At 51.1% G+C, this 24,888-nt stretch carries 15 protein-coding genes; 14 read left to right on the forward strand and 1 reads right to left on the reverse strand.

Annotated elements, in window-relative coordinates:
- Positions 1-11: 11 nt before the first annotated feature.
- The gene (locus HWI92_RS04550; RefSeq protein WP_204660997.1) at positions 12-329 is read right to left on the reverse strand and encodes a hypothetical protein; all 318 of its coding nucleotides are present in this window, start codon (positions 327-329) and stop codon (positions 12-14) included.
- A gap of 548 nt (positions 330-877) precedes the next feature.
- Here HWI92_RS04550 and HWI92_RS04555 point away from each other — a divergent pair.
- From HWI92_RS04555 to HWI92_RS04620, 14 genes are all read left to right on the forward strand, one after another.
- Positions 878-3,934: a SusC/RagA family TonB-linked outer membrane protein gene (locus tag HWI92_RS04555; protein ID WP_229248891.1), complete on the forward strand. Its 3,057-nt coding sequence runs from the start codon at positions 878-880 to the stop codon at positions 3,932-3,934.
- Positions 3,935-3,960: 26 nt separating this feature from the next.
- Positions 3,961-5,502 carry a RagB/SusD family nutrient uptake outer membrane protein gene (locus tag HWI92_RS04560; RefSeq protein WP_204661000.1) on the forward strand — a complete coding sequence of 514 codons (1,542 nt, stop codon included), beginning with the start codon at positions 3,961-3,963 and terminating at the stop codon, positions 5,500-5,502.
- Between the two features lie 36 nt (positions 5,503-5,538).
- Positions 5,539-8,934 (forward strand): VCBS repeat-containing protein, encoded by a 3,396-nt coding sequence (locus HWI92_RS04565; protein WP_204661002.1) that lies wholly within the window; start codon positions 5,539-5,541, stop codon positions 8,932-8,934.
- A 20-nt stretch (positions 8,935-8,954) separates the two neighbouring features.
- Positions 8,955-9,995 carry a glycoside hydrolase family 43 protein gene (locus HWI92_RS04570; RefSeq protein WP_204661004.1) on the forward strand — a complete coding sequence of 347 codons (1,041 nt, stop codon included), beginning with the start codon at positions 8,955-8,957 and terminating at the stop codon, positions 9,993-9,995.
- A 76-nt stretch (positions 9,996-10,071) separates the two neighbouring features.
- Complete coding sequence (locus HWI92_RS04575) at positions 10,072-11,160, forward strand: Gfo/Idh/MocA family protein (protein WP_204661006.1); 1,089 nt, start codon at positions 10,072-10,074, stop codon at positions 11,158-11,160.
- A gap of 20 nt (positions 11,161-11,180) precedes the next feature.
- The gene (locus HWI92_RS04580; RefSeq protein WP_204661008.1) at positions 11,181-13,637 is read left to right on the forward strand and encodes a glycoside hydrolase family 95 protein; all 2,457 of its coding nucleotides are present in this window, start codon (positions 11,181-11,183) and stop codon (positions 13,635-13,637) included.
- Between the two features lie 27 nt (positions 13,638-13,664).
- On the forward strand, positions 13,665-15,353 hold the full coding sequence (locus tag HWI92_RS04585) for a glycoside hydrolase family 43 protein (RefSeq protein ID WP_204661010.1): 1,689 nt from the start codon (positions 13,665-13,667) through the stop codon (positions 15,351-15,353).
- Positions 15,354-15,407: 54 nt separating this feature from the next.
- Positions 15,408-15,929 (forward strand): VOC family protein, encoded by a 522-nt coding sequence (locus tag HWI92_RS04590; protein WP_204661012.1) that lies wholly within the window; start codon positions 15,408-15,410, stop codon positions 15,927-15,929.
- A gap of 82 nt (positions 15,930-16,011) precedes the next feature.
- Positions 16,012-17,514 carry a glycoside hydrolase family 43 protein gene (locus HWI92_RS04595; RefSeq protein ID WP_229248900.1) on the forward strand — a complete coding sequence of 501 codons (1,503 nt, stop codon included), beginning with the start codon at positions 16,012-16,014 and terminating at the stop codon, positions 17,512-17,514.
- Between the two features lie 156 nt (positions 17,515-17,670).
- Positions 17,671-19,539 carry an alpha/beta hydrolase-fold protein gene (locus tag HWI92_RS04600; protein WP_374757891.1) on the forward strand — a complete coding sequence of 623 codons (1,869 nt, stop codon included), beginning with the start codon at positions 17,671-17,673 and terminating at the stop codon, positions 19,537-19,539.
- Between the two features lie 544 nt (positions 19,540-20,083).
- Complete coding sequence (locus HWI92_RS04605) at positions 20,084-21,133, forward strand: endo-1,4-beta-xylanase (RefSeq protein ID WP_229249347.1); 1,050 nt, start codon at positions 20,084-20,086, stop codon at positions 21,131-21,133.
- Between the two features lie 91 nt (positions 21,134-21,224).
- The gene (locus HWI92_RS04610; protein ID WP_204661017.1) at positions 21,225-21,965 is read left to right on the forward strand and encodes an SDR family oxidoreductase; all 741 of its coding nucleotides are present in this window, start codon (positions 21,225-21,227) and stop codon (positions 21,963-21,965) included.
- A 44-nt stretch (positions 21,966-22,009) separates the two neighbouring features.
- Positions 22,010-22,921, forward strand: coding sequence for a helix-turn-helix domain-containing protein (locus tag HWI92_RS04615; protein WP_229248903.1), 912 nt, complete (start codon positions 22,010-22,012; stop codon positions 22,919-22,921).
- 260 nt (positions 22,922-23,181) lie between these two features.
- On the forward strand, positions 23,182-24,882 hold the full coding sequence (locus tag HWI92_RS04620; protein WP_204661019.1) for a GH39 family glycosyl hydrolase: 1,701 nt from the start codon (positions 23,182-23,184) through the stop codon (positions 24,880-24,882).
- Positions 24,883-24,888: the final 6 nt, after the last annotated feature.

Raw genomic sequence — 24,888 nt, forward strand, 5'->3', positions numbered from 1 at the left:
GTCAATACCGGTTAAAAATTGGTATGAAGCAGTTGGAACTCAGCATCCGTGGGGTAGTCCGCGAAGGATGACTGATTTTTGGGATAGCAAAGATAGTAGTCAATCAAAATGCTGTCAAAATCCTCTCGCTGAATGGCTTGTAAATCATCTTTCGCCCGGAAAGTGAACAGCCTGTCGCAGTGACCATCGTGCAGGTAGTAATAGTATTTATTTTCATTTCCGTAAACACCGAAGCGGGTGCCGTTCCTGGTAAATTCCAGTACATGCCGGTAGTTTCTCAGCTGGAACTCCGGAACCTCATTGAAGAACCAAAAGTGTCGATTAACCATGAGCAGAAATATTTATGTGGTTCTGAGGTTGATGAAAAATGGTAAAAACCTTGGAATGATGCGGCATTTTCTGACTGCCATCACGGGATACAATGCCGCATTAAACAGGTTTTCAGCTCTTCACAAATAATCATGCCTCGTTGATCCTTTCAGGCAGCGCAGCCGGCGATCGGAAAATAGGTAAATACCCTATAACCCTTAATCTATTCCATTGATTATCTTTTTCCGTTAAATAATTAAACCAGAACATTTTCAGAAAAAACTTTTTCAAAAAAAAATGATATCTTTTTAAGTGTAGGGTTGACAAATATTATAAATCTGCCTACTTTCGCTCAATAGGATTGATCTTTTGATAAGTTGGACAATCCTTTTATAGTCCGTCTGCGTCGTACCTTCTGTAACAGGAGGAAATTTACGTTTTTCAATAAGTGTCTGCTTAACATTTAACAGCTTTATTTATGGAGAGTCGTTTACGAGTACTTTTCCGCTCAACGGAAAATTGTGTGCGCTTGCTGGTCATTATGCTGCTGAGTCAACCTTTTCAGCCAGTGTCAGCAGCGATTGCCGCCGACCGGCCAGTTGCCGGAAGGGTCGTCGCAGAAAACGGGGAAGCCTTGCCGGGCGTGAATGTTACCGTAAAAGGAAGCAGTATTGGCACGAGCACTGATACGAAGGGAGATTTCAGCCTCACGGTGCCGTCTGAAAACAGTGTGCTGGTATTCAGCTTTATTGGTTATGCACGGCAGGAAGTAGAAGTGGGGACCAAAACGAGGATTGAGATCAGGCTGCTGGCCGAAAACCAGGCTTTGGAAGAGATGGTGGTTATTGGGTATGGTTCACAAAAGAAATCCTCGCTGACTGGCGCAGTTTCGTCTGTGTCGCCCAAGGAGCTCACCGCACTTCCGGTCGTCAGCGCCGAGCAGGCATTGCAGGGACGGGTACCCGGCGTGCGGGTGGTGAATAATGGCAGCCCCGGCCAAACGCCCATCGTACGTATAAGGGGGATCGGTTCCATTAATTATGCATCCGGGCCGCTGTATGTGATTGATGGAATACCTTCGGGCGATCTGAACAACCTCGATCCCAAAGACATAGAATCCCTCGAAGTTTTGAAAGATGCCAGCTCAGCGGCTATTTATGGTTCTCGCGCTTCGAATGGTGTTATCATCATTACTACAAAAAAAGGCTCAAAAGACGGCAAGCTGCATGTGAACCTGGACACTTATTATGGTACCCAGTCGGCCTGGAAAAAGCTGGATGTACTGAATACCGACCAGTACGTGCAGTATGCCACGGCACTGCTGGGCAATGCAGGCATTGCACTGCCAGGCCGGTTGACGGACCTGGACCAACCTACCTACCAGGGTTCCAACCAGACCTTTGCGCAAACAAACACAAACTGGCAAGACGTGATGTTCCGGAGCGCACCGATCCAGCAGCACCAGTTGTCGGTTTCCGGTGGAAACAATGTGTCGCGGTTTTTTACCTCAGCCGGTTTTTTCAATCAGAAGGGGATCCTCATCGGCACGGAGTATAAGCGGGCGAATGTGCGTCTCAACTCTGATCACCAGGTTGCCAAATTTCTGACCATTGGCCAGACACTGACGATTTCATACGATAATTCGCGCGGGGAACAGGGTTTTGGCGGAGGCCGTACAGCTGTAATGCAAATGATCCGCAACCTTCCGTACTGGCCGGTCACCGACCCGACCAAAGTAGGAGGGTACAGCTCGCCGACCGCGGCAGACGGCAGTGATCCCGACAACCCGGTGCGGATTGCATTGATGGACGTCACCCGTAACCAGCGCCTGAAAATGCTTGGCTCGATATTCGCGGAGGTAAAGCTCGCAAGCTTTCTGCAGTACCGGTTCAGCTTTGGTGCGGATGTGGTTTCGGCTACTACCACCAACCGGTTTCCGATCTATAATGACGGATTCAAATCGAGAATCCAGTATGAGATCCGGGATAGTCGTACCAGCTACTTTTCACCGGTCATTACCAATCAGCTGACTTTCGACAAGTCATTCGGGAAGCACCAGCTGAACGTGACGGCGATCATCGACAAGCAAACGTTCCGGACCAATACCCTGAATGGTGCGGGCTATCGCCCCAATAATGATATTGACGAGCTGCAGGGGGTATCCAACCCTTCCGCTTCCAGCTCCCTGGATGAAAGCACGCTCATATCATACGTCGGACGTCTGAACTACGAATATGCAGGCAAGTACCTTTTGAGCGGCTCGATCCGCCGGGACGGCTCGTCGCGGTTTGCGCCTGGCAACAAGTGGGGAACGTTTCCGTCGCTGTCTCTCGGCTGGCGTATCAGCGAGGAGGAATTCCTGAAATCAATTCCGACCATATCCGAGCTCAAAGTGCGCGCTAGCTACGGGCAAACCGGCTTTAACGGCATTGGCAGCTATGCCTGGCAGGCACTCGTTTCCGCCGACAACAGCAATTATGTGTTTGGGGGCAACAAGGTACTGGGCTCGTACTTCAGCTCACTGGCGAATACACAGCTGAAATGGGAAAGCACTACCATGACCAATCTCGGGATTGATCTTGCCCTGTTCAATAACAGCGTAACCTTTACCGCGGAAACCTACCAGCGCAACACCGACGGGCTCCTGCTGCAGGTACCCATCCCCAACTCGATCGGCTACTCCTCTTCACCGCTGTCCAACATCGGCAGCATGAAAAACTGGGGTTATGAATTCCAGCTGGGCTACAACAAAAACGACGGTAACTTCAAGTGGAATGCCTCGGTGAACCTGGACGTCACAAGGAATAAAGTACTGAGCCTGGCCACACCAAGCGCAACGCTTTTTGCCGGTGCCAACTCTGACTTCGGCGGTTTTGACATTACAAAAACCGAAACAGGGCACCCGATACAATCGTTTTATGGCTGGCAGGTGGATGGTATTTTCCAGAATGCGGCGGAGATCAATGCTGCGAATTCACTCGATGGGGATGATAAAACAAAATACCAGGACCAGGCTGCGCCGGGAGACATCCGGTTTAAAGACCTGAACGGTGATGGAAAAATTGATGCATCGGACCGTACGTACATTGGCAGCTTTATTCCAAAGTTCAGCTACGGTGCCAACCTCGGCGGCAGTTACAAGAATTTTGATTTTACAGTGTACCTGCAGGGAGTACAGGGAAATAAGATTTACAATGGTACGAAGGTGATTGAGCAGGGAATGCTGCGACTTTTCAATGCAGGAACAGACGTGCTGAATGCCTGGACACCTACCAACACCAACACTGACGTGCCCCGTGCCATCAGTGGTGATCCGAACAACAACAGCCGGTCCAGCGACCGCTTTGTCGAAAACGGATCCTATATGCGTGTCAAAAACCTGAGTATCGGCTACACGATCCCGTCCAAAGCATTGAGCACGCTGACCAGGGAGGCCATTACGCGTGCACGCATTTACGTGTCCGCAACCAATCTGCTGACTTTCACCAAGTACTCGGGCCTTGATCCTGAAATCGGGGTTAACGGATCGTCCAATGATACGGCTACCCAGCTGATCAACGGCATCGATTATGGCATGTACCCACAGCCGCGGACTTTGCAGGTAGGATTGAGCGTAGGCTTCTGATCTTCAAACATTAATCATCATCTGACATGAAAAAGAAACTGATTATCATTTATGCCCTGCTGTTCGGGATTGTGTTTGGCTGTAACGATGATACGCTCGATAAAACCAATCCGAACGGGGTGACCGTAGAAGGATACTACAAGAACGGGTCCGAACTGAGCAGTGCGGTGACGAGTGTATATTCCATGCTGAAGTCCAACAACCTGGTCGCACGTGAATGGTTTTTCCTGCACGATCTCCGCAGCGACGATGTGGCCGCAGGCGGCGGACAGCTGGAAACGCCGCGCAACCAGTTGCTGCTCGGTACCCACGATACCGGCAACTCGGTGCTGGGTACGGTCTGGCTGGCTTACTACCGTCTCATTCACCGGGCTAATGCGGTGGTGGACAATTCGGATAAAGTGACCGACCTGGCCGATGCCGACAAGAAGCGGCTGCTGGGTGAAGCCCGGTTTCTGAGGGCTTATGCCTATTATGAACTGGTGAGCTTGTGGGGTGGGGTGCCGCTTTACAAAAACTATGTGACGACCGTGGATGGCAGCTTGCCGAGATCCTCGCCGGACGAAGTGTACGCCTATGTGATCTCCGAGCTCGCTGCGATCCAGGCCGACCTGCCTGCCACATACGATGCAGGTAACCAGGGCCGGGCGACCAAGGGTGCTGCCCAAATGCTGCTTGCCAGGACTTATCTGCAGAAAGGGGATTATGCCAGTGCCAAAACGGAGCTGCTGAAAGTCTACAATGCAAGGGTGTACGGGCTCGTGGACAACTATAATGACAACTTCCTGGAAGAAACAGAGTTTAACAAAGAATCGATTTTCGAGGTTAACTTTTATCCGTCAGGCGGCGTGTATAACTGGGACGGTGACGGCAATGGCGCTACTGCCGGTACCGAAACCGTGCGTACCCAGGAATATTCGGCCATCGGCTGGCGCAATGTGATTCCTTCCAACAGCCTCTTATCGGAGTTTGAAAAAACCACGAAAGGGGATGCGAAAACGGATCCGCGCTATGACGACTCTTTCTACTTTTCCGGCGAGAAATACAACAATGGAGCCAGTACACTGACCGACGCACAGCAAAATGGCAATGCTTCGGTGGTGGACGGTGTGACCAAGAAGGTGAGCTGGCAGAAGTACTCGCTGATGTACAAGATGAACGAATCCTTCCTGACCGGTGCGATCAACCAGCGGATCATGCGCTTTGCAGAAACGATACTGTCCCTGGCGGAAGTTGAAAATGAAGCAGGGAACATTACCGAGGCTGTCAAATACCTCAACATGGTCCGTGCCCGCAAGAGCGTGAGCATGCCTGCCTATCCGACTGCCAGGTTTCCTGTATCCAGCAAGGACCAGGTCATGGCGGCAATCGTTCACGAAAGAAGGGTAGAGCTGAGCGGGGAGCAGATCCGTAACCGGGATATCCTGCGCTGGCGAAAACTGAACAAGCTCAAAGCGGAGCCGATCGCCTACTTCCAGGCCAACAAGCAAGAGCTGCTGCCGATTCCGCAGCAGGAGGTAGACAATAATGCCAAGATCGAACCCGGTGATCAGAACCCGGGGTATTGATGGAGGGAAGTAAGTAATCATGAAGTATTGATTTACATGTACATCACGCGTGTCTTTGGGTGTGTTATCGCTTCGCTCCTGCTTTTTGCCCGCTGTGGCAAGAAGCAGGAGACCCTTTTTGTCCTGCATGACTCCGGAGAAACCAGCATTGCATTTTCGAACACATTAACGCCGAACGATTCGGTGAATCCTTTCACTTTTACCAATTTCTACAATGGAGGCGGGGTAGGCGTGGGGGATGTGAACAATGATGGCAAACCGGACATTTTCTTCGGAGGCAACCAGGTGAGCTGCCGGTTGTACCTGAGCAAAATCGATACATTATCGGGAGCCTGGGGGTTTGAAGATATTACGGCCCAGGCAGGTGTGCAGACGAACCGCTGGTGCACGGGCATTTCAATGGTGGACATCAACCAGGACGGCTTGCTGGATATTTACGTCAGCGTAGCACGGCACCTCAAAATGCCTTCGGGCGAAAACCTGCTGTTTGTTAACCAGGGTAACAATAAGGATCGCATTCCGGCATTTCGTGAGATGGCAAAAGAATACGGACTCAATGATCCTGCATTTACGGTTCAGACTGCCTTTTTCGACGCAGACCTGGACGGCGACCTGGATGCATTTCTGCTTAATTCGGCTCCGGATGTGCAGAATCCTAATTACCTGCGCAGGACGTACCATGACGGCTCTTTCCCCAGTACCGGCAAGCTTTACCGCAATGAAGGCAGCGGGCCGGATGGCGTGCCGGTTTTTCAAAACATTTCTAAAGACGCCGGCATCCGCTTCGAAGGACTGGGCCTGGGACTTGCCGTGAGCGACCTCAACAAAGACGGTTTGCCGGACATTTATTGTTCCAATGACTTCATCAGCAGCGATATACTCTATCTCAATGAAGGCTTGGCAGGTCACAGCCCGGCATTCAGGAACGTGATCCGGGAGGCGACTGCCCACACGAGCCTCTACGGCATGGGCGTGGATGTTGCCGACCTTAATAATGATACTTATCCCGATATTTTCCAGCTGGATATGCTGCCCGAGGATAATTTCAGGCAAAAGAAAATGCTGGCCGGACAGGATTACGACCGCAAAGAAATGAGTATTTCGGAGCAGTATGGCTACCAGCTGCAGTACATGCGAAATATGCTTCAGGTAAATCAGGGCGCATTTCCCGGCCAGGAAAAAAGCGGGACGCCCATGTTCAGCGAAGTGGGCCTGCTGGCAGGAATCGCCAAAACGGATTGGAGCTGGGCACCGCTCATCGCCGATTTTGACAATGACGGACAGAAGGATGTATTTATCACAAACGGCTACCGCCGCGACGTGACAGACCGTGATTTTATCCAGTTTAAGGAAGATTTCGGGGAGTTTGGTACCAACAACTTCAAGCAGCAGAATGCATTGGAGCTGATCGGAAAAGTACCGGAAGTCCAGATTGCCAACTACGCTTACAAAAACCGGGGCGACCTTAATTTTGCCAATGTTTCCAGAGAATGGGGGCTGGACGAGCTTTCGTATTCCAATGGAGCTGCCTATGCAGATCTTGATGGGGACGGAGATCTGGACCTGATCGTCAATAACATAGATGCAGTAGCCTTTATCTACGAAAACAAGAGTGCAGGAAGGCCGGCTTGCCGTTTTTTAAATATCAATTTTAAAGGTGAAAAAGGAAACCTGGACGGGATTGGTAGCAAAGTCACCATCTGGAACGACAGCAAGCCACAGTACGCAGAGCTGGGTGTCGTGCGGGGTTTTCAGTCTTCGGTAGAGCCGGTGCTGCACTTTGGCCTGGGGGCGAGGGAACTGGTAGATAGTCTGGAAGTAGTCTGGCCGGGTGGAAAATCGCAAAAATTATACAAGCTCACTGCCGGCCAAAAGATGCTTGTCCTGAACCAGAAAGAAGCCAGGGCTCCAAACAGTAAAACTGAAGTCACCACGGCGGGCACTTACTTTACCGATATTACGGATCAGCATCCATTCAACTTTCAGCACAGGGAATCCAACTTTGTCGACTTCAAGCAAACTGCTACAATGCACAAGATGCTGTCGAGAACCGGCTTTCCGATGGCGGCTGCGGATGTAAACGGGGATGGGCTCGAAGACGTATTTGCCGGGGGCAGTTACCAGGGAAGCAAGCCCGCTATTTTTATGCAGAAAAGCGATGGCGGATTTGAGAAACGCGTTTTTTCCAAAGATTCCCTGCATGAAAACTGCGCTGCTGCATTCGTGGATGTGGACGGTGATCGCGACCAGGATCTCATCATTGTGAATGGAGGAATCGAGCTTCCGGCTTCGGAAAAGTCAGGTTATAAAGTGCAAATGTATCTGAATGACGGAACCGGCAACTTCAATCCGGCACCCCGCGGAGCCTTTCCCGACCTGACTGTGAGCGGGTCATGCATTGTTACCAATGATTTTGATAAGGATGGCGACCAGGATGTTTTTATCGGCGGGCGAAGTATTCCGGGTAAGTATCCGCTGCCTGCAAGCAGTTACCTCCTGCAAAACGATGGCCGCGGGCATTTCACCGATGTGACCGCCCGTTTTTGCCCCGACCTGCTGCATGCCGGCATGGTTTGCGCCGCCCTCTGGACCGATACCAATCGCGATGGGTTTGATGACCTGGTAATTGCAGGTGAGTGGATGCCCGTGCGGATTTTTGAAAATCAGAAGGGAAAATCACTGCGTACCCAGGCGAATGATCTGGGCCGGTTTACGGGCTGGTGGAATGCACTTGCAGCGGGTGATTTTGATCACGACGGCGATGTGGATTTCATCGCCGGCAATGAAGGGCTGAATACATTTTATCGTGCATCGGAAAAAGAACCCATGCGGATGGTGGCCAAAGACTTTAACAATGATGGCATTTTTGACCCTTTGATGGGCTACTTTATACAGGGCAAGCGCCACCCGGCCGTGCCCAGGGACGCGCTGAACCAGCAGGTGATCCAGTTCCGCCGCAGGTTTCCGCATTACGCCGACTATGCCAGCGTAACCTTTGAGGACCTGCTGACCGGGGAGGAAACCAGGGGCGCCTACACGGCTGAAGTTACCTGCCTGACGAGCGCCTACATCGAAAATCTCGGGAACGGGAGGTTCGCCATGCACGAGCTCCCGGTTGAGGCGCAGAAAGCACCTGTATTCGGGATTGTGGTGGATGATGTGAATGAGGACGGGCATCCGGATGCCATCCTGACTGGTAATTTTTATCCGAATGAAGTAAATATGGGCAGACAGGACGCTTCTACGGGACTGCTGCTCCTGGGCAATGGAAAAGGAAAGTTCAGGTCTGTGGGCTGTGCAGAAAGCGGGTTGATGATCCCCGGCGATGCACGGAGAAGTCTTTTAATCAAAAGAAACGCGCACGAGAAGTGGCTGCTGACTGCTATCAACTCCGGGCCGATCAGGGTGAACAGGTTACGAAAGCATCTTTAAAATAAACGCATACAACTCCTATGGTCTACAAAAGTATCTTACCCCTTGCAGTGGCATTTTGCTGTGCTTCCCTTCAAAACGGTTTTGCGCAATCCAAGCCGCAGCCACTCGTGAAGGAAATTTATACGGCCGATCCGTCAGCGCATGTTTTCAATGGGAAAATCTACATTTATCCTTCCCACGACATTGAAGCCAATGTGGCGGAAGATGATGAGGGCGGGCATTTTAACATGCGCGACTACCATGTTTTTTCAATGGATGATATCAATGCACCTGCGAAGGACCACGGCGTAGCACTGGATGTAAAGGATATTCCCTGGGCAGGCCGCCAGCTCTGGGCGCCCGATGCCGCTTATAAGAATGGTACTTATTACCTCTATTTTCCGGTAAAGGATAAAAAAGATGTGTTCCGCATCGGAGTCGCTACAAGCAAGTCTCCGACAGGTCCCTTCAAGCCCGCTGCAAACCCGATCGCGGGCAGTTACAGCATTGATCCGGCGGTTTTTACGGATAAAGACGGAAAAGCATACATGTACTTTGGTGGTATCTGGGGCGGACAGCTGCAGCGCTGGCATACGGGTAAATACGATGCAAGTCTGAAAACGGATCTTGGAAAAGGACATGAAAACGAGCCGGCCCTGAGCGCGAAGGTAGCCCGGATGAAGGACAATATGCAGGCATTTGACGAAGCCCCGAAGGATGTGCAGCTTCTGGATGAAAACGGAACACCATTGCTCGCCAAAGACGCGGACAGGCGTTTTTTTGAAGGAGCCTGGATGCACCGTCTGGGTGATAAATATTATTTCTCATACTCTACGGGCGATACGCACTTGCTGGCCTATGCAGTGGGTGACTCGCCATATGGGCCGTTTACGTACAAAGGTGTCATCATGAAACCTGTTTCCGGCTGGACTACCCACCATTCGATCATTGAGTTTAAGGGCAAATGGTACATCTTCTACCACGACGTGGAGCTTTCGGGCAAGACGCACCTGCGCAACATCAAAGTTCGTGAGCTTGTGCGCGAAAAGGACGGGAGTATTCAGACCATCGAGCCCTGAGCTTATTTTCAGCAGATCTGTCTGAAAGGCCTGGAAAGTGCCTTTTTTATCAATATTACCATTATCAACAGAAAACATGAATCTGGAAAGACGAGACTTTTTGTCAACATTAACAATAGCCGGTGCAGCAACATTATTCTCCGGTCACCCGCTGGTGGCTGCAACCGGACCAAGGAAGGAAAAGCTGGGTATTGCACTGGTAGGACTGGGCTATTACAGTACCGACCTGCTGGCTCCCGCGCTGCAGATGACGGAGAAATGCTATCTGGCAGGCATTGTGACGGGCACGCCATCCAAAGCAGAAACCTGGAAAACCAAGTACAACATCCCGGAAAAGAACATTTACACCTACCAGAACTTCGACAAGATCGCCGACAACCCGGATATCGATATTGTGTACGTGGTACTGCCGCCTTCCATGCACCGTGAGTTTGTGGTACGTGCCGCCAAAGCGGGCAAACATGTGTTTTGTGAAAAACCGATGGCGCCTTCGGTGGCGGATTGTGAAGCGATGATCGCCGCCTGCAAAGCCAATAAAGTGAAGCTGGCGATCGGCTACCGCTGCCAGCACGACCCGAATATTCAGGCTTATATGAAGGTGGCCAAAGACCAGAAATTCGGAAAAGTGAAAATGGTGAACAGTGCCGCCGGCTATTTCGATGCACGCACCGATCACTGGAAGCAGAAAAAAGCATTGGGCGGCGGCGTAATGGGCGATATGGGTGTGTATGCATTGCAGGGCGCCAGGCTGGCCACGGGTGAGGAGCCGGTCAGTGTGATCGCGCAGGCTTCTACCACGCGTCCGGAGATTTATAAAGAAGTGGAAGAGACGATGATGTTTATGCTCGATTTCCCAAGCGGCGCAAAGGCTGCCTGCCAGACGAGCTTTGGTATCAATATGAATTACCTGCAAGTCAATTATGAAAAAGGCTGGCTGAAACTGGAACCGCAGTCGGGCTACAATGGAAATAAAGGCAGTATGTCGGACGGTACCATCATCAATTTTCCAATCAAAAGTCAGCAGGCTAAGCAAATGGACGAGGACTGCATGGCGATCATGAACAATACCGACCTGATTGCGCCGGGTGAGGAAGGATTGCGCGACATCCGGGTGGTGGAGGCGATTTACAAGTCTGCCGCTTCGGGTAAAAGTGTCAGGATTTAATCAGTTACGTATCAACATTCATGAAACCCGTATATCTTTTTTGCTTGCTTTTGCTGGTACAGGCCCATTGTGTTTTTTCTCAAAATCAGCAATCACTTAAACTCTGGTATAATACCCCTTCCGGCAAAACCTGGGAAAATGCTTTGCCGGTCGGAAACGGCAGACTCGGTGGCATGGTGTATGGAAATGTCGCCGACGAAACGATCCAGCTGAACGAGAGTACATTCTGGTCGGGAAGCCCAAACCGGAACGATAACCCGGCGGCGCTGGCCGCCTTGCCGGAAATTCGCAAACTGATTTTTGACGGAAAACAAAAAGAGGCGGAGAAGCTTGCCAACCAGGCGATTATCACCAAGAAGTCGCACGGACAAATGTATTTGCCGGTGGGCGAGCTGCATTTGACATTTCCTGGTCACGAAAGTTTTCAAAACTATTACCGCGAACTGGACATTGAGCGGGCGGTCGCCAAAACCAGCTACCAGGTGGATGGCGTGACATTTACCCGGGAAGTAATTTCTTCTCTTCCTGATCAGGTAATTGCGGTGCGGCTCACGGCTGATAAGCCGGGCAAATTGTCCTTCGCAGCTTCTTACGCAACATTGAATCCAGGGGCGAAATTTCAGGTAACACCTGCGAAAGAACTGACGCTTGCAGCGACGGGTGCGGACCATGAGGGTGTGAAAGGAGCAATCCGGTTTAAGGCGATTACTAAAATTAAGACGGAGGGCGGGAGTGTATCTGCGGGGGATAGTACATTGATGGTCAAGGATGCGAATGCGGCAACTATTTATGTTTCTGTTGCCACAAATTTCACGAATTACCACGAATTGAGTGGGGATGAAAATAAGCTGGCGAGCGGGTATTTGAGCAAAGCGTATTCTAAATCTTTTGATACGATTTTGAAGTCGCATGTGGCGGCTTTTCAGAAGTACTTTAATCGGGTGAAGTTAGATCTGGGCACTTCCGATGCGGCCAATTTGCCGATTGACGAGCGGCTTAAAAACTTTAAAACTGCGAATGATCCGGCGCTGGTGACATTGTACTACCAATATGGGCGCTACCTGCTGATTTCCAGCTCACAGCCGGGCGGGCAGCCTGCCAATCTGCAGGGAATCTGGAACAACAAAATGCGGCCGCCCTGGGATAGCAAGTATACGATCAACATCAATGCGCAGATGAATTACTGGCCGGCGGAGAAGACAAACCTTTCCGAACTGCATGAGCCTTTTCTGAGAATGGTGAGTGAATTGTCAGAAACCGGGCGGGAAACTGCGAAGGTCATGTACGGCGCGCGCGGCTGGATGGCGCATCATAATACGGATATTTGGCGTGCTACAGGCGCGATCGACGGCGCTTTCTGGGGCATGTGGATTGCGGGCGGCGGCTGGACGAGCCAGCATTTGTGGGAGCATTATCTGTACACCGGCGACAAAGCGTTTCTGGCGAAAATTTATCCGATACTCAAAGGCTCCGCCACTTTTTATACCGACTACCTGATTGAACATCCCAAATACCACTGGCTGGTAACCAATCCGGGCAGCTCGCCCGAAAATGCTCCGGCCGCGCACGAAGGGTCTTCGCTCGACGCGGGTACTACCATGGATAATCAGATCGCCTTCGACGTGTTTACTTCGGCGATCCGGGCAGCAGAGATTTTGAAAAAGGAAGATGCATTCATCGACACATTGCGCCAAAAACGCAAGCAGCTGCCGCCGATGCATGTGGGCCAGTACGGTCAGTTGCAGGAGTGGCTCGACGATGTGGATGATCCTAAAGACGATCACCGCCACGTGTCGCATTTGTACGGATTGTTCCCGGCTTCCCAGATTTCAGCCTACCGGAATCCCGAACTTTTCTCCGCAGCAAGGACTACCCTGAACCACCGCGGCGATGTTTCGACCGGTTGGAGTATGGGCTGGAAAGTGAACTGGTGGGCGCGGCTGCAGGATGGAAATCACGCTTACAAATTGATTCAGGACCAGTTAAGTCCCCCGAGCAATCGCGGCGGCGGTACTTACAACAACCTGTTTGACGCGCACCCGCCCTTTCAGATCGATGGTAACTTTGGCTGCACCTCAGGCATTACGGAAATGCTGATGCAAAGTGCGGATGGTGCGATTCACTTGCTGCCTGCCTTGCCCGATGTCTGGAAAGAGGGCAGCATTACTGGTCTTGTGGCGCGCGGCGGTTTTGAAATTGTCAATATGCAGTGGAGGGGCTCTAAGCTGACCAAGGTGGAAATCCGCTCGAAACTAGGAGGTAACCTGCGGCTGCGCGTGCCGAATGCATTGAAACTGGCCACCGGAACATTGAAAGATGGTTTCGGCGAAAATCCGAATGCATTCTATTCCACCGACCAGATCGCGACGCCGGTTATTTCACCCAAAGCAAATCAGGAAAAGGCAACATTAAAAGAAACAATGCTCTACGACCTGCCGACGCAGGCGGGTAAAGTGTATTCGTTTTCAGCCCAATAATTTTTTTAACAGTTATTCAATATTGAAATGCACAGGCTTTTTCTCAGGACTGTTTTCGCCTTTTTGTGCCTTGTGGCGACAAATAATGCGTCGGCGCAGTCAATTACTTTGGTCAATCCGATACTGACAGGCTTCTACCCCGACCCCAGCGTAGTGCAGGTGGGAAAGGATTATTACCTGGTCAATTCCACATTCTCCTATTTTCCCGGCATCCCCGTTTTTCATAGCAAAGACCTTAAAAACTGGAAGCAGATCGGCAATGTGATCGACCGGCCGTCGCAGATGGATTTCATGGGTGAAAAACTGACCCGTGGACTTTTTGCGCCGGCAATCAGCTACCATAAAGGGACATTCTACGTCACCTGCACGGACATTGACCATGATGGGAATTTTGTTGCTACGGCTAAAAACCCGGCAGGTCCTTGGAGCGATCCGGTACGCATTCCGCAGGTCCGCGGCATTGATCCTTCGCTGTTTTTTGATGAGGATAACAAAGCATATATCATTTACAACAGCGACGCGCCGGATCATAAGCCGCTGTATTCCGGTCACCGCACGATCCGCATTTATGAAATGGATCCGGTCACATTGAAGGTGATCGGGGAGGAGAAGCAGCTGGTCAATGGTGGGGTGGATCTGAGTAAAAAGCCGGTCTGGATTGAGGCGCCGCATATTATGAAACGGTTTGGCTGGTACTATCTGTATGCAGCGGAGGGAGGTACGTCTGTAAACCATACCGAAGTGGTTTTCCGAAGTAAATCCGTCTGGGGACCTTATGTTCCTTACGAAAATAACCCTATTTTAACCCAAAGAGGATTGCCGGAGGATCGCAAAGACCCGGTAACATCAGCCGGGCATGCGCAGTTTGTGGATGGACCCGATGGCAAAACGTACGCGATTTTTCTGGCGGTAAGACCTTACGAGGGCGACTACTACAATACGGGCCGGGAAACATTCATCGCGCCGGTCACGTGGAAAGACGAGTGGCCGGTCATTAATCCCGACACCAAAGAAATCCAGTACCAGTACAAAGCCTCATTCCCCGAGGTAAAGCAGCCCGGTGCACTTCCGCAGGCAGGGAATTTCAGTTATACACTTACTTTCGAAAAATCCCTCGACCCGGCGATGCTTTTCATGCGGACGATCGACAGCAGTTCTTTTTCTCTTTCTGCAAAAAATGGCCTGACATTAAAGTTGAAACCCGAAACCATCATGGAACTCGGTAACCCCTCTTTTATCGGCAAGCGCCAGCAGCATTTGTACTGCACCACCGAAACCGAGCTCAACTTTTCTCCCAAATCGGAAAAAGAAAAAGCTGGCCTGACGATCTTCCAGGACGAGGGCCATTTTTATCTGATCAGCAAATCATTGGATCAGAACAAACCGGTGATACAGCTTTACAAATCCAATCCGAAAGACAAAGAAATGGAGTTGGTGACGCAAATGCCGCTCACAGATGCTGCCTCGCCGGTCAAACTGCGCATTGAAGCGGAGGGAGGTACTTATAGTTTTTATTTTTCAAAAGGAAATTCATGGCAGTTGCTGAAAGATAAGCTCGATGCCAAGTTTTTGAGTACAAAAGAAGCAGGTGGTTTTATAGGCTGTCTGCTCGGCATGTACGCGACTTCATCCGGCGAGAAAACCACCAGTTCTGCTTCCTTTAAATATCTGAAATACAGCGGAAATGATCCGATGTTTGAAAAAGTTTCCAAATAATATCCAGCGAGTTTAATAACAGTTTATTCCATTTTTTTACCATTTAATTAACCTATGAAAAAGTTAGTATCCGCAGTCTGCCTGTTGTTTTTCACCCTGCTAACCGGCAGCGTTAGTTACGCACAATCCAATTTTAAAAGTAAGTCTATCGGAGTAGGCGTCGTGGTGGAAGACATGGAACGTTCTCTGAACTTTTATGTCAAAGGAATCGGCATGGTCAAAACCGGGAACTTTACCATCAATGCTGAATTTGGCAAACGCGGCGGTTTAACTGGCGGTGAAGCCGTGGAAGTCAACATTCTCAAACTCGAAAACGGTTCGGAAGGCACTGATTGGAAGCTGATGAGTTTTGGCAAAAAAGTAAATCATCCCAAGTCGAAGTTCATTCAGGATGATACCGGTCCGCAATACATCACCATTCAGGTAAAGTCGCTGAAACCCATTATCGACAGACTGAAAGAACAAAATGTCACTTTCCTGGGAAGCACGCCGACGCCATTGACGAAAGATTCCCACTTCGTGCTGGTGCAGGATCCTGACGGAACATTTGTGGAGCTGATTGGGGCGATGGAGTAAGTTAAGATTTGGCTGATTTGAAATGAACCCGCAGTTTTTCCGATCCGGTTTACTGGTTTTTATGTTCGCTCTGACATCGCTTATGTCAGCTGGCCAAACCGCGCGGAATCCGATCATCTTCGCCGACGTCCCCGACGCCGCCATGATCCCGGTCGGGGATACCTACTACATGAGCAGCACCACCATGCACATGAACCCCGGCGTCCCGATCATGAAGTCGAAAGATCTGGTAAACTGGGAGCTGGTTAGCTATGCCTATGATACGCTGGCGAATGTGGATGAGCTTAACCTGTTCAATGGTAAAAATACGTACGGGCGGGGTTCCTGGGCGAGCAGTCTACGCTATCACAAAGGCACTTACTATGTGACCACATTCGCTCAGACGACGGGCAAGACCTACATTTTCACCACCAGGAATATTGAAAAAGGCCCCTGGAAATCTATTTCTTTCAAGCCATCCTACCATGATCATTCCCTGTTTTTTGACGATGACGGTCGGGTGTACCTGATTTACGGAGCAGGGAAAATCAAACTTGTGGAGCTCCGTGATGCGGTTTCTGGTGTGAAGCCGGGTAGCGCCGAGCAGGTGATCATTGAGAATGCGAGTTTCCCGGCAAGTTCGGGGCCTGGGCTTCCGGCGGAAGGTTCGCAGCTTTTCAAGGTGAATGGTAAATATTATCTCTTCAACATTACCTGGCCCCGTGGCGGTATGCGCACCGTGATCATTCACCGCGCCGACAAAATTACCGGACCTTACGAGGGACGCGTCGGGCTTGCAGATATGGGCGTGGCGCAGGGCGGGCTGATCGAAACGCCTGAGGGCAAATGGTTTTCGTACCTGTTCCGCGATTATGGATCGGTGGGGCGTATTCCTTATCTGGTTCCGGTGAAGTGGGAGGACGGCTGGCCGGTGCTCGGCGTTGATGGCAAGGTGCCCGAAAACCTCGACCTGCCAAAAAGTAAAGGTTTGATGCCGGGGATTGTGGCTTCGGATGAATTTACCCGCAAAAAAGGCGCGGCCGCATTGCCGCTGGTATGGCAATGGAACCATAATCCCGACAATGCACTATGGTCGGTAACCGAACGTGCCGGGTATTTGCGGCTCAAAACCGGCCGGGTAGATACCTCTTTCGTATCGGCCCGCAATACGCTGACGCAGCGCACATTCGGTCCGCAATCATCGGGTTCGGTTGCGGTGGACATCGCCAACATGAAAGAAGGCGACTTTGCTGGGCTAGGACTTTTGCAGAAAAAATACGGATTGGTGGGCGTGAAAATGGGACGGGGTACGGCCAGTGTGGTGATGATAAATGCGGAATCTGGCGCGGCGGTCGAAGTACAAAGTATTCCGCTACAAGGTAAAAAGGCCTATTTCAAAGTGCACTGCGACTTTACCGATAAGAAAGACATTGCCCAATTTTATTACAGCACTGACGGCGCGACCTGGAAATCCATCGGCTCGCCGCTGAAAATGTCGTACACCCTGCCGCATTTTATGGGGTACCGGTTCGCTTTGTTCAATTACGCCACACGGACGGCCGGAGGTTTTGCAGATTTTGATTATTTCCATGTAGAGGATCATTAAACCCGTTGACTTATGACACATTTTATTTACCAAAATGAAAAGAACGGCGCAAGGCCTGGTATTTCGAAATCCAGCCTGGCAGTGGCCCGTAGATTTTGCGGGATGATTGTTCTTCTAACTATCCTGCTGGTCAACTCCGTAGCTTCTGCCCAGGATATGCAGATGGAAATGTCGAAAGGTTATGATGTGCTGCGGAAAGAGGTGCCTGCCGGGAAGCTGGATTCGGTAAGTTATCAGTCTAAGACCGTCGGCAATGCGCGGAAAGCGCTGGTGTACACGCCGCCAGGTTTTAATAAAAAGAAAAAATACCCGGTGCTGTATCTGCTGCATGGTATCGGCGGGGATGAAAAAGAGTGGCTCAAAGGCGGTAACCCGCAGCTGATCCTGGATAATCTGCTGGCCGAAAAGAAAATCGAGCCGATGATTGTGGTAATGCCTAATGGCCGCGCCATGAAAGACGACCGGGCCGTGGGTAACATTATGGCGCCGGATAAGGTGGAAGCTTTTGCGACATTCGAAAAAGATCTGCTGAATGATCTGATCCCATTTGTCGAAAAAAAATATCCGGTACTGACTGATCGCGAGCACCGTGCGATCGCCGGCTTGTCGATGGGCAGCGGACAGTCGCTGAACTTCGGGCTGGGTAACCTGGATAAGTTCGCCTGGGTAGGAGGGTTTTCGTCGGCACCCAATACCAAGAAACCTGAGGAGCTGATGCCCAATCCCGAAGAGGCGAAGAAAAAACTAAAACTGCTCTTTATTTCCTGCGGCGATAACGATCGCCTGATTACATTCAGCAAGCGCACGCACGATTACATGTTTGAGCACGATGTGCCTCACGTGTATTATCTGGAGCCGGGCGTGCATGATTTCAAGGTTTGGAAAAACGGGCTTTACATGTTTTCGCAGTTTTTGTTCAAACCTGTTGACGTAGCTTCTTTACCAAAATATACCATTCTGGGCACGCCGGCGGCTACTAACATCCGCAATACGCAGTACCCGCAGATTTTGCCTGATAACCGCGTCGTGTTCCGCACCAAAGCCCCGCAGGCGCAAAAAGTGCAGGTCGATCTGGGTAAAAAATATGAAATGGTGAAAGATACCGCTGGTTTCTGGTCTGTCACTACGGATTCCATTGGTGAGGGTTTCCATTACTATTCCCTGCTGATCGACGGTGTGGCTTTGGCTGATCCGGCGAGCGAGACTTTTTATGGTATGGGCAGAATGGCGAGCGGCATTGAAATTCCATTCCGCGGAGGCGGCTACTATGCGATGCGCGACGTGCCGCATGGAGATATCCGCATTCAAAAATTCTTTTCAAAAGCTAGCAATGCGTGGCGTGAAATGTATGTGTACACGCCGCCAGGCTACGACAAGTCTACTGAAAAATATCCCGTACTCTACCTGCTGCACGGCGGAGGCGAAGACCAGCGCGGCTGGGCCACGCAGGGAAAAACAAACCTGATCCTTGATAACCTGATCGCCGACGGAAAGGCAAAACCGATGATCATCGCGATGATGGACGGAAACCCAGGCAGTCCGATGGGGCCCGGAAGCATGGCCACTGCGGGCGACGGTTTTCTAAAAGCATTTGAAAGTGAGCTGAAAATGGGCGCGATACCTTTTGTGGAAACCAACTTCCACGTGCAAGCCGACGCGGCGCACCGCGCGCTGGCAGGCTTGTCGATGGGAGGGATTCAAACACTATATGCAGGTGTCAAAAACACGGATATGTTCTCTTCGCTGGGTGTTTTCAGCTCGGGCTGGTTTGCGAATAATGATGCGCTGTCAAAACCACATTATGATTTTGCCAAAGAGAATGCAGCAACCATTAACAAAAACCTGAGAAACTTCTGGATTTCCATGGGTGGGGAGGAAGATATTGCTTACAAAAATTGCAAGATCATGCTCTCTAAGTACGATGAACTCGGAGTGAAGTATCAGTACAGCGAATACCGCGGCGGACATACCTGGCCAGTCTGGCGGCATGACTTGCATGGGTTCGCACAGTTGGTTTTTAAGTAGGTGTGAACGTCCTTTTTTGTCACCCTGAGCGGACGGGGTCAACGGGCGGTCGAAGGGCCGGCGCGGTAGCTCATAAAGTACTTACTGGCGAAAAGTGCTTCGACCGCCGGGCGGCCCCGTCCGCTCAGCATGACAAAAATGTTGACCAACAAAATAAACACCTCCTTTGTCACCCTGAGCGGAGTCGAAGGGCAGACGCGGCATCCAATAAAGTACTTACCGGCGACCTCCGGCTTCGACTGCGCTCAGCATGACAAAGATGTTGACCAACAAATAAAAAGCAGAAGTTTGGTTCATCAATTGACAACACCTCCTTTGTCACCCTGAGCGCAGTCGAAGGGTAGGTGCGGCAGCTCAAAAGTACTTCATGTCGAAGGGCAGAGGCGACAGCTCATAAAGTACTTACCGGCGACCGCCGGGCGGCCCCGGCCGCTCAGCATGACAAAAATGTTGCTCAACAAACAAAAACCAGATAACAACGAATAACTAAGATCTTCAAAAAACTATGAAAACATCAACAATCACCAGCAGCCTGCTTTGCGGAATGGGTTTGGCTTTTTTGCTCTCGAATCCGAACAACGCCGTTGCACAAAAGACCTTAAAAGAAGCCTACAAAAACTACTTTCCTATCGGGGTAGCAGTAGCGCCTCGCAACCTGAGCGGGCCGGAGGCGGAACTGATTACCACGCAATTCAGCAGTATTACCCCGGAGAATGCGATGAAAATGGGGCCGATCCATCCTGAGCCAAATCGCTATGCCTGGGAGCAGGCAGATGCGATCGTGGCATTTGCGCAAAAAAATGGCTTGAAAGTGCGCGGCCACAACCTGTGCTGGCACAGCCAGGCGCCCGGCTGGTTTTTTACGAATCAGGAAGGAAAACAGGTTTCACGCGAGGTGCTGCTTGATCGTTTGAAGGAGCATATCAATGCAGTTGCGGGCCGGTACAAAGGTAAGGTGTATGTATGGGATGTGGTGAATGAGGCGGTGCCGGATACCAGCGAGAGCATTTACCGGAAATCGAAATTTTACGAGATCATTGGCGAAGATTACATTGAAAAAGCCTTCGAATACGCCCACGCTGCCGACCCGGATGCCAAATTGTTTTACAATGATTACAATACCGAGAGCGCTGCAAAAAGAGAGAAGATCTATCAGCTATTGAAAAAACTGAAAGCAAAAAATGTCCCTATACACGGCGTAGGTTTACAGGGTCACTGGTCGATTTACGAACCCACGCAGGCGGATCTTGAAAAATCGATCACACAATTCGCCAGCCTCGGTCTGGAAGTGCAAATAACGGAACTCGACGTGTCGGTATACCCTAAAGAACACGAGCGGCGTGCCAGGAAATCGACCGACGACGGCGTGCTGACCCCGGAAATGACTGCGAAGCAAACCGCGCATTACAAGATGCTTTTTGACGTTTTCAGGAAACACAAAGAGACTATTACCAGCGTAACATTCTGGAATGTGTCCGATAAATCGACCTGGCTGGACAACTTTCCGGTGCCGGGCCGCAAGGATTACCCGCTGCTGTTCGACGAAAATTACAAGCCCAAAGCTGCATTTGAGCAGGTGGTGAATTTCAGATAGGCTGGTTACTGGTGACTACACATCCGGCAGTTTCGGCTACATAAAGCACGATCCGGCAGCCGAACTTTGCTCCCGTAAAATCTGAAAAACAATGAAAAACGGGATTGAAGGAAAAGTAGTCGTCATCACCGGCGCCAGCAGCGGAATGGGTGAAGCCATGGCCGAACTACTCGCCAGCCGGGGAGCCAAAGTCGTACTGGGAGCCCGCAGGCTTGATCTGATCAGGGAAGTGGGCGGACGCATCCTGGCGGCAGGAGGAGAGGCGGTCTGGCAGCAGGCCGATGTGACCAAAAAGGAAGATGTGGCAAGTCTTGCCGCACTGGCAGTGAGCCGCTTTGGCAGACTGGATGTGATGATCAACAATGCAGGCGTGAGCCAGCTTCAGCGCATGGAAGAGCTGGACGTGGAAGGCTGGGAGCAGATGATCGATGTTAACCTGAAGGGTGTGCTGTACGGCATTGCCGCCGCGCTGCCCGTCTTCCAGGCACAGGGATCGGGCCACATCATTAACATTATTTCTACCGCTGGCATCAGCATTGTGCCCACCATGGGCGTGTATGCAGCGACCAAAAACGCAGTGCGGACGATCACCGAGGCATTACGGCAGGAGTCGCAGGGCCGCTGGCGCGTGACGGGCATTTCGCCGGGATTTGTAGCTACGCCATTTGCCAGCAACATCAAAAATGACGCGATTAGGAATGCGATCGAGCAAAAGGCACAGGAAATTGCAATTCCTGCTGCGGCCATCGCCGAGGCGGTCGCCTATGCCATCAGTCAGCCGGATAATGTGGACGTAGGTGATATCGTCATTCGTCCTGCTGTTCAGGATTGACCGCGCATGGTAAAATCCGGAATGTAACAACTTGAAAAAAAGAGATGTCAGGTCAGCCTACAGTTTTTGAAAATATAGCCACATTGATGAAGCGGCTGCATTTGCCGGGACCGCTTCACCCATTGATTACGCTGGTGAATTATGATCAGGATAAACCCGATCTTTCTGATGCGGGAAGCCAGTACCTGCTTCATTTTTACAAAATTGTATTCAAATCCCGTTTTCACGGACAGGCGAAATACGGGCCGGGCTCATACGATTTCCGCGACGGCGGACTTGCATTTGTAGGGCCAAACCAGCTGGTCGGCTTGTCGGATGATGTTGCTGAGCATGAGGGTTATGCCCTGTTTTTTCACCCCGACCTGCTGTACAGGCATCCACTTGCTGCGGGCATTCATCGCTATGGTTTTTTCTCCTATGCTTTGTCCGAGGCCTTGTACCTGTCGGCGGGCGAGAAGCAGATCGTGGCGGGCATCTTCGAGGCGATCGGGACGGAGCTCAAAACGAGCATAGATGCATTTAGCGACACTGTGCTTGTATCGCAGCTTGAACTCCTGCTCAATCATTGCAATCGTTTTTACCATCGCCAATTTCTTACGCGGAAACCGGTAAATCATGAGCTGATCGACCGGATGAACACCTACCTGACGGAGCGTATCAGCAACCGGCAGGCATTGGTGAAAGGCCTGCCAACCACCCAGGAACTAGCCGACCATCTGAACGTATCCGGGCGTTATTTGTCGGATATGCTCAAATCGCTGACAGGCAAAACAACCCGGGAGCACATTCATCTGCGGCTGATCGGACAGGCGAAAGAGATGCTGGCGGGGGATCTTTCCACTACCGCCGAAGTTGCCTTCATGCTGGGATTTGAGCATCCGCAGTCATTCAATAAGTTTTTCAAACAAAAGACCGGCTCATCGCCCACGGAGTTTCAGAAAGCGCTCCAATCCTGAGATCAATGACCATTGCAGGAACCTTCTTATTGTTGAAGCCGGCCGTGCTGGTGTAGCTGATGATTGTCGAGCCGGAAAAAGGGTTCTCCTATGCTGAAAAGCGTTTCTTCGCGGGAAATTCTCTCGAATTTGAAGAGGGTTACAGGCGGTTTTTACCTGACTGCATAACCTGGTAAAACCCGTGTATAGCTAGTATGAATCTTGAAATGCCTGCTTTAAATCATGTAAACGCGACATTTCCTTTGCTCAAAAACTTCTTCATGCTTTTCAGAAAATCCAGGCTTGCAATCATCCGGGCAGTATGTTGCACGGCACTTTTTACACCTGCATTCAGCCAGGCTCCGCAGCAGGCGGTTCAGATTGAAGTGGATCTCGCAAAAGTCAAAGGGCCCATGCAGCCTATATGGGCGTTCTTTGGTTACGACGAGCCGAATTACACGTACATGAAAGACGGGAAAAAGCTGCTCACGGAAATCTCCCGGCTGAGCAAAGTTCCCGTGTACGTGCGGGCACACAGCCTGCTGGTGACGGGGGACGGTGAGGCTGCACTCAAATGGGGTTCAACGAATGCCTATACAGAAGATGCGCAGGGAAAGGCGGTTTATGACTGGACGATTGTCGATAAGATCTTTGATACTTACCTGGAAAGAGGCATGAAGCCTATCGCACAAATCGGCTTTATGCCGCAGGCACTTTCCACAAAGCCCGAGCCGTACCGGCATCACTGGAAGCCGGGCGACAATTACGACGACATTTACCTCGGCTGGGCTTACCCGCCGAAGGACTACCAGAAATGGGGCGAGCTCGTGTACCAGTGGGTCCGGCATTCGGTTGACAAATACGGACGCAAGGAAGTGGAAAGCTGGTACTGGGAGCTCTGGAATGAACCCAATATCAGTTACTGGAAAGGCACCGTCGACGAATACATTAAATTGTACGATTACACGGCCGACGCCGTCAAACGCGCATTGCCCTCCGCCAGGATCGGAGGTCCGGAAGTGACCGGGCCTGCCTGGGACAAGTCGGAGGCTTTCATGCGTAAGTTCCTTGACCACATTACCACCGGCAAAAATTACGTGACCGGCAAAACCGGTACGCCCATCGATTTCATTACCTATCACGCGAAAGGTGCGCCGAAAGTGGTAGACGGGCACGTGCAGATGAACATGGGTACCCAGCTCCGTGATCTGGACAAGGGGTTCGAGATCGTCGCCTCTTACCCGGCACTGAAAAAGCTGCCGATCATCATCGGGGAGTCTGACCCGGAAGGATGCGCCGCCTGCTCCGAAGATGTCAGTCCTCAGAATGCCTACCGCAATGGTACCATGTATTCCAGCTATACCGCTGCATCTTTTGCCCGCAAATACGACCTGGCAGCGGCACGAGGTGTCAACCTGCTGGGCGCAGTAAGCTGGTCGTTTGAGTTTGAGGACCAGGAATGGTTCCGGGGCTTCCGCGACCTGGCAACAAACGGGGTTGATAAGCCGGTGCTGAATGTCTTCAGGATGTTTGGCATGATGGAGGGAAACCGTGTGGAGGTGAAGCAGAACCTGGCCTATGACTTCCGGAGGGTGAGGGATGAAAGTGTACGCAAAGAGGCTGATATCAATGGTATTGCATCCAAAAGCGCGCATGCTGCCGCCGTGATGGTATGGAACTATCACGACGACAACGTGCCCGCACCGGATGCAGCGGTGCAGGTGACCGTGCAGGGTTTACCCGCGCAAAAAGTAATGCTCTGCCACTACCGCATTGATCAGGAAAACAGCAATTCCTACGAGGTCTGGAAAGCGATGGGTTCACCCAAGCAGCCTACCGAAACGCAGATCCGGCAGCTCGAAAAAGCTGGTCAGCTTGCACTTCTGACCTCCCCTCAGTGGATCGAGCCGAAAAGCGGAAAAGCAACCATCGCCATGCAGTTGCCGCGCCAGGGTGTGTCGCTCCTGCATTTCAAATGGTAAGTTCAA

The organism is Dyadobacter sandarakinus (assembly GCF_016894445.1).
Classification (GTDB): domain Bacteria; phylum Bacteroidota; class Bacteroidia; order Cytophagales; family Spirosomataceae; genus Dyadobacter; species Dyadobacter sandarakinus.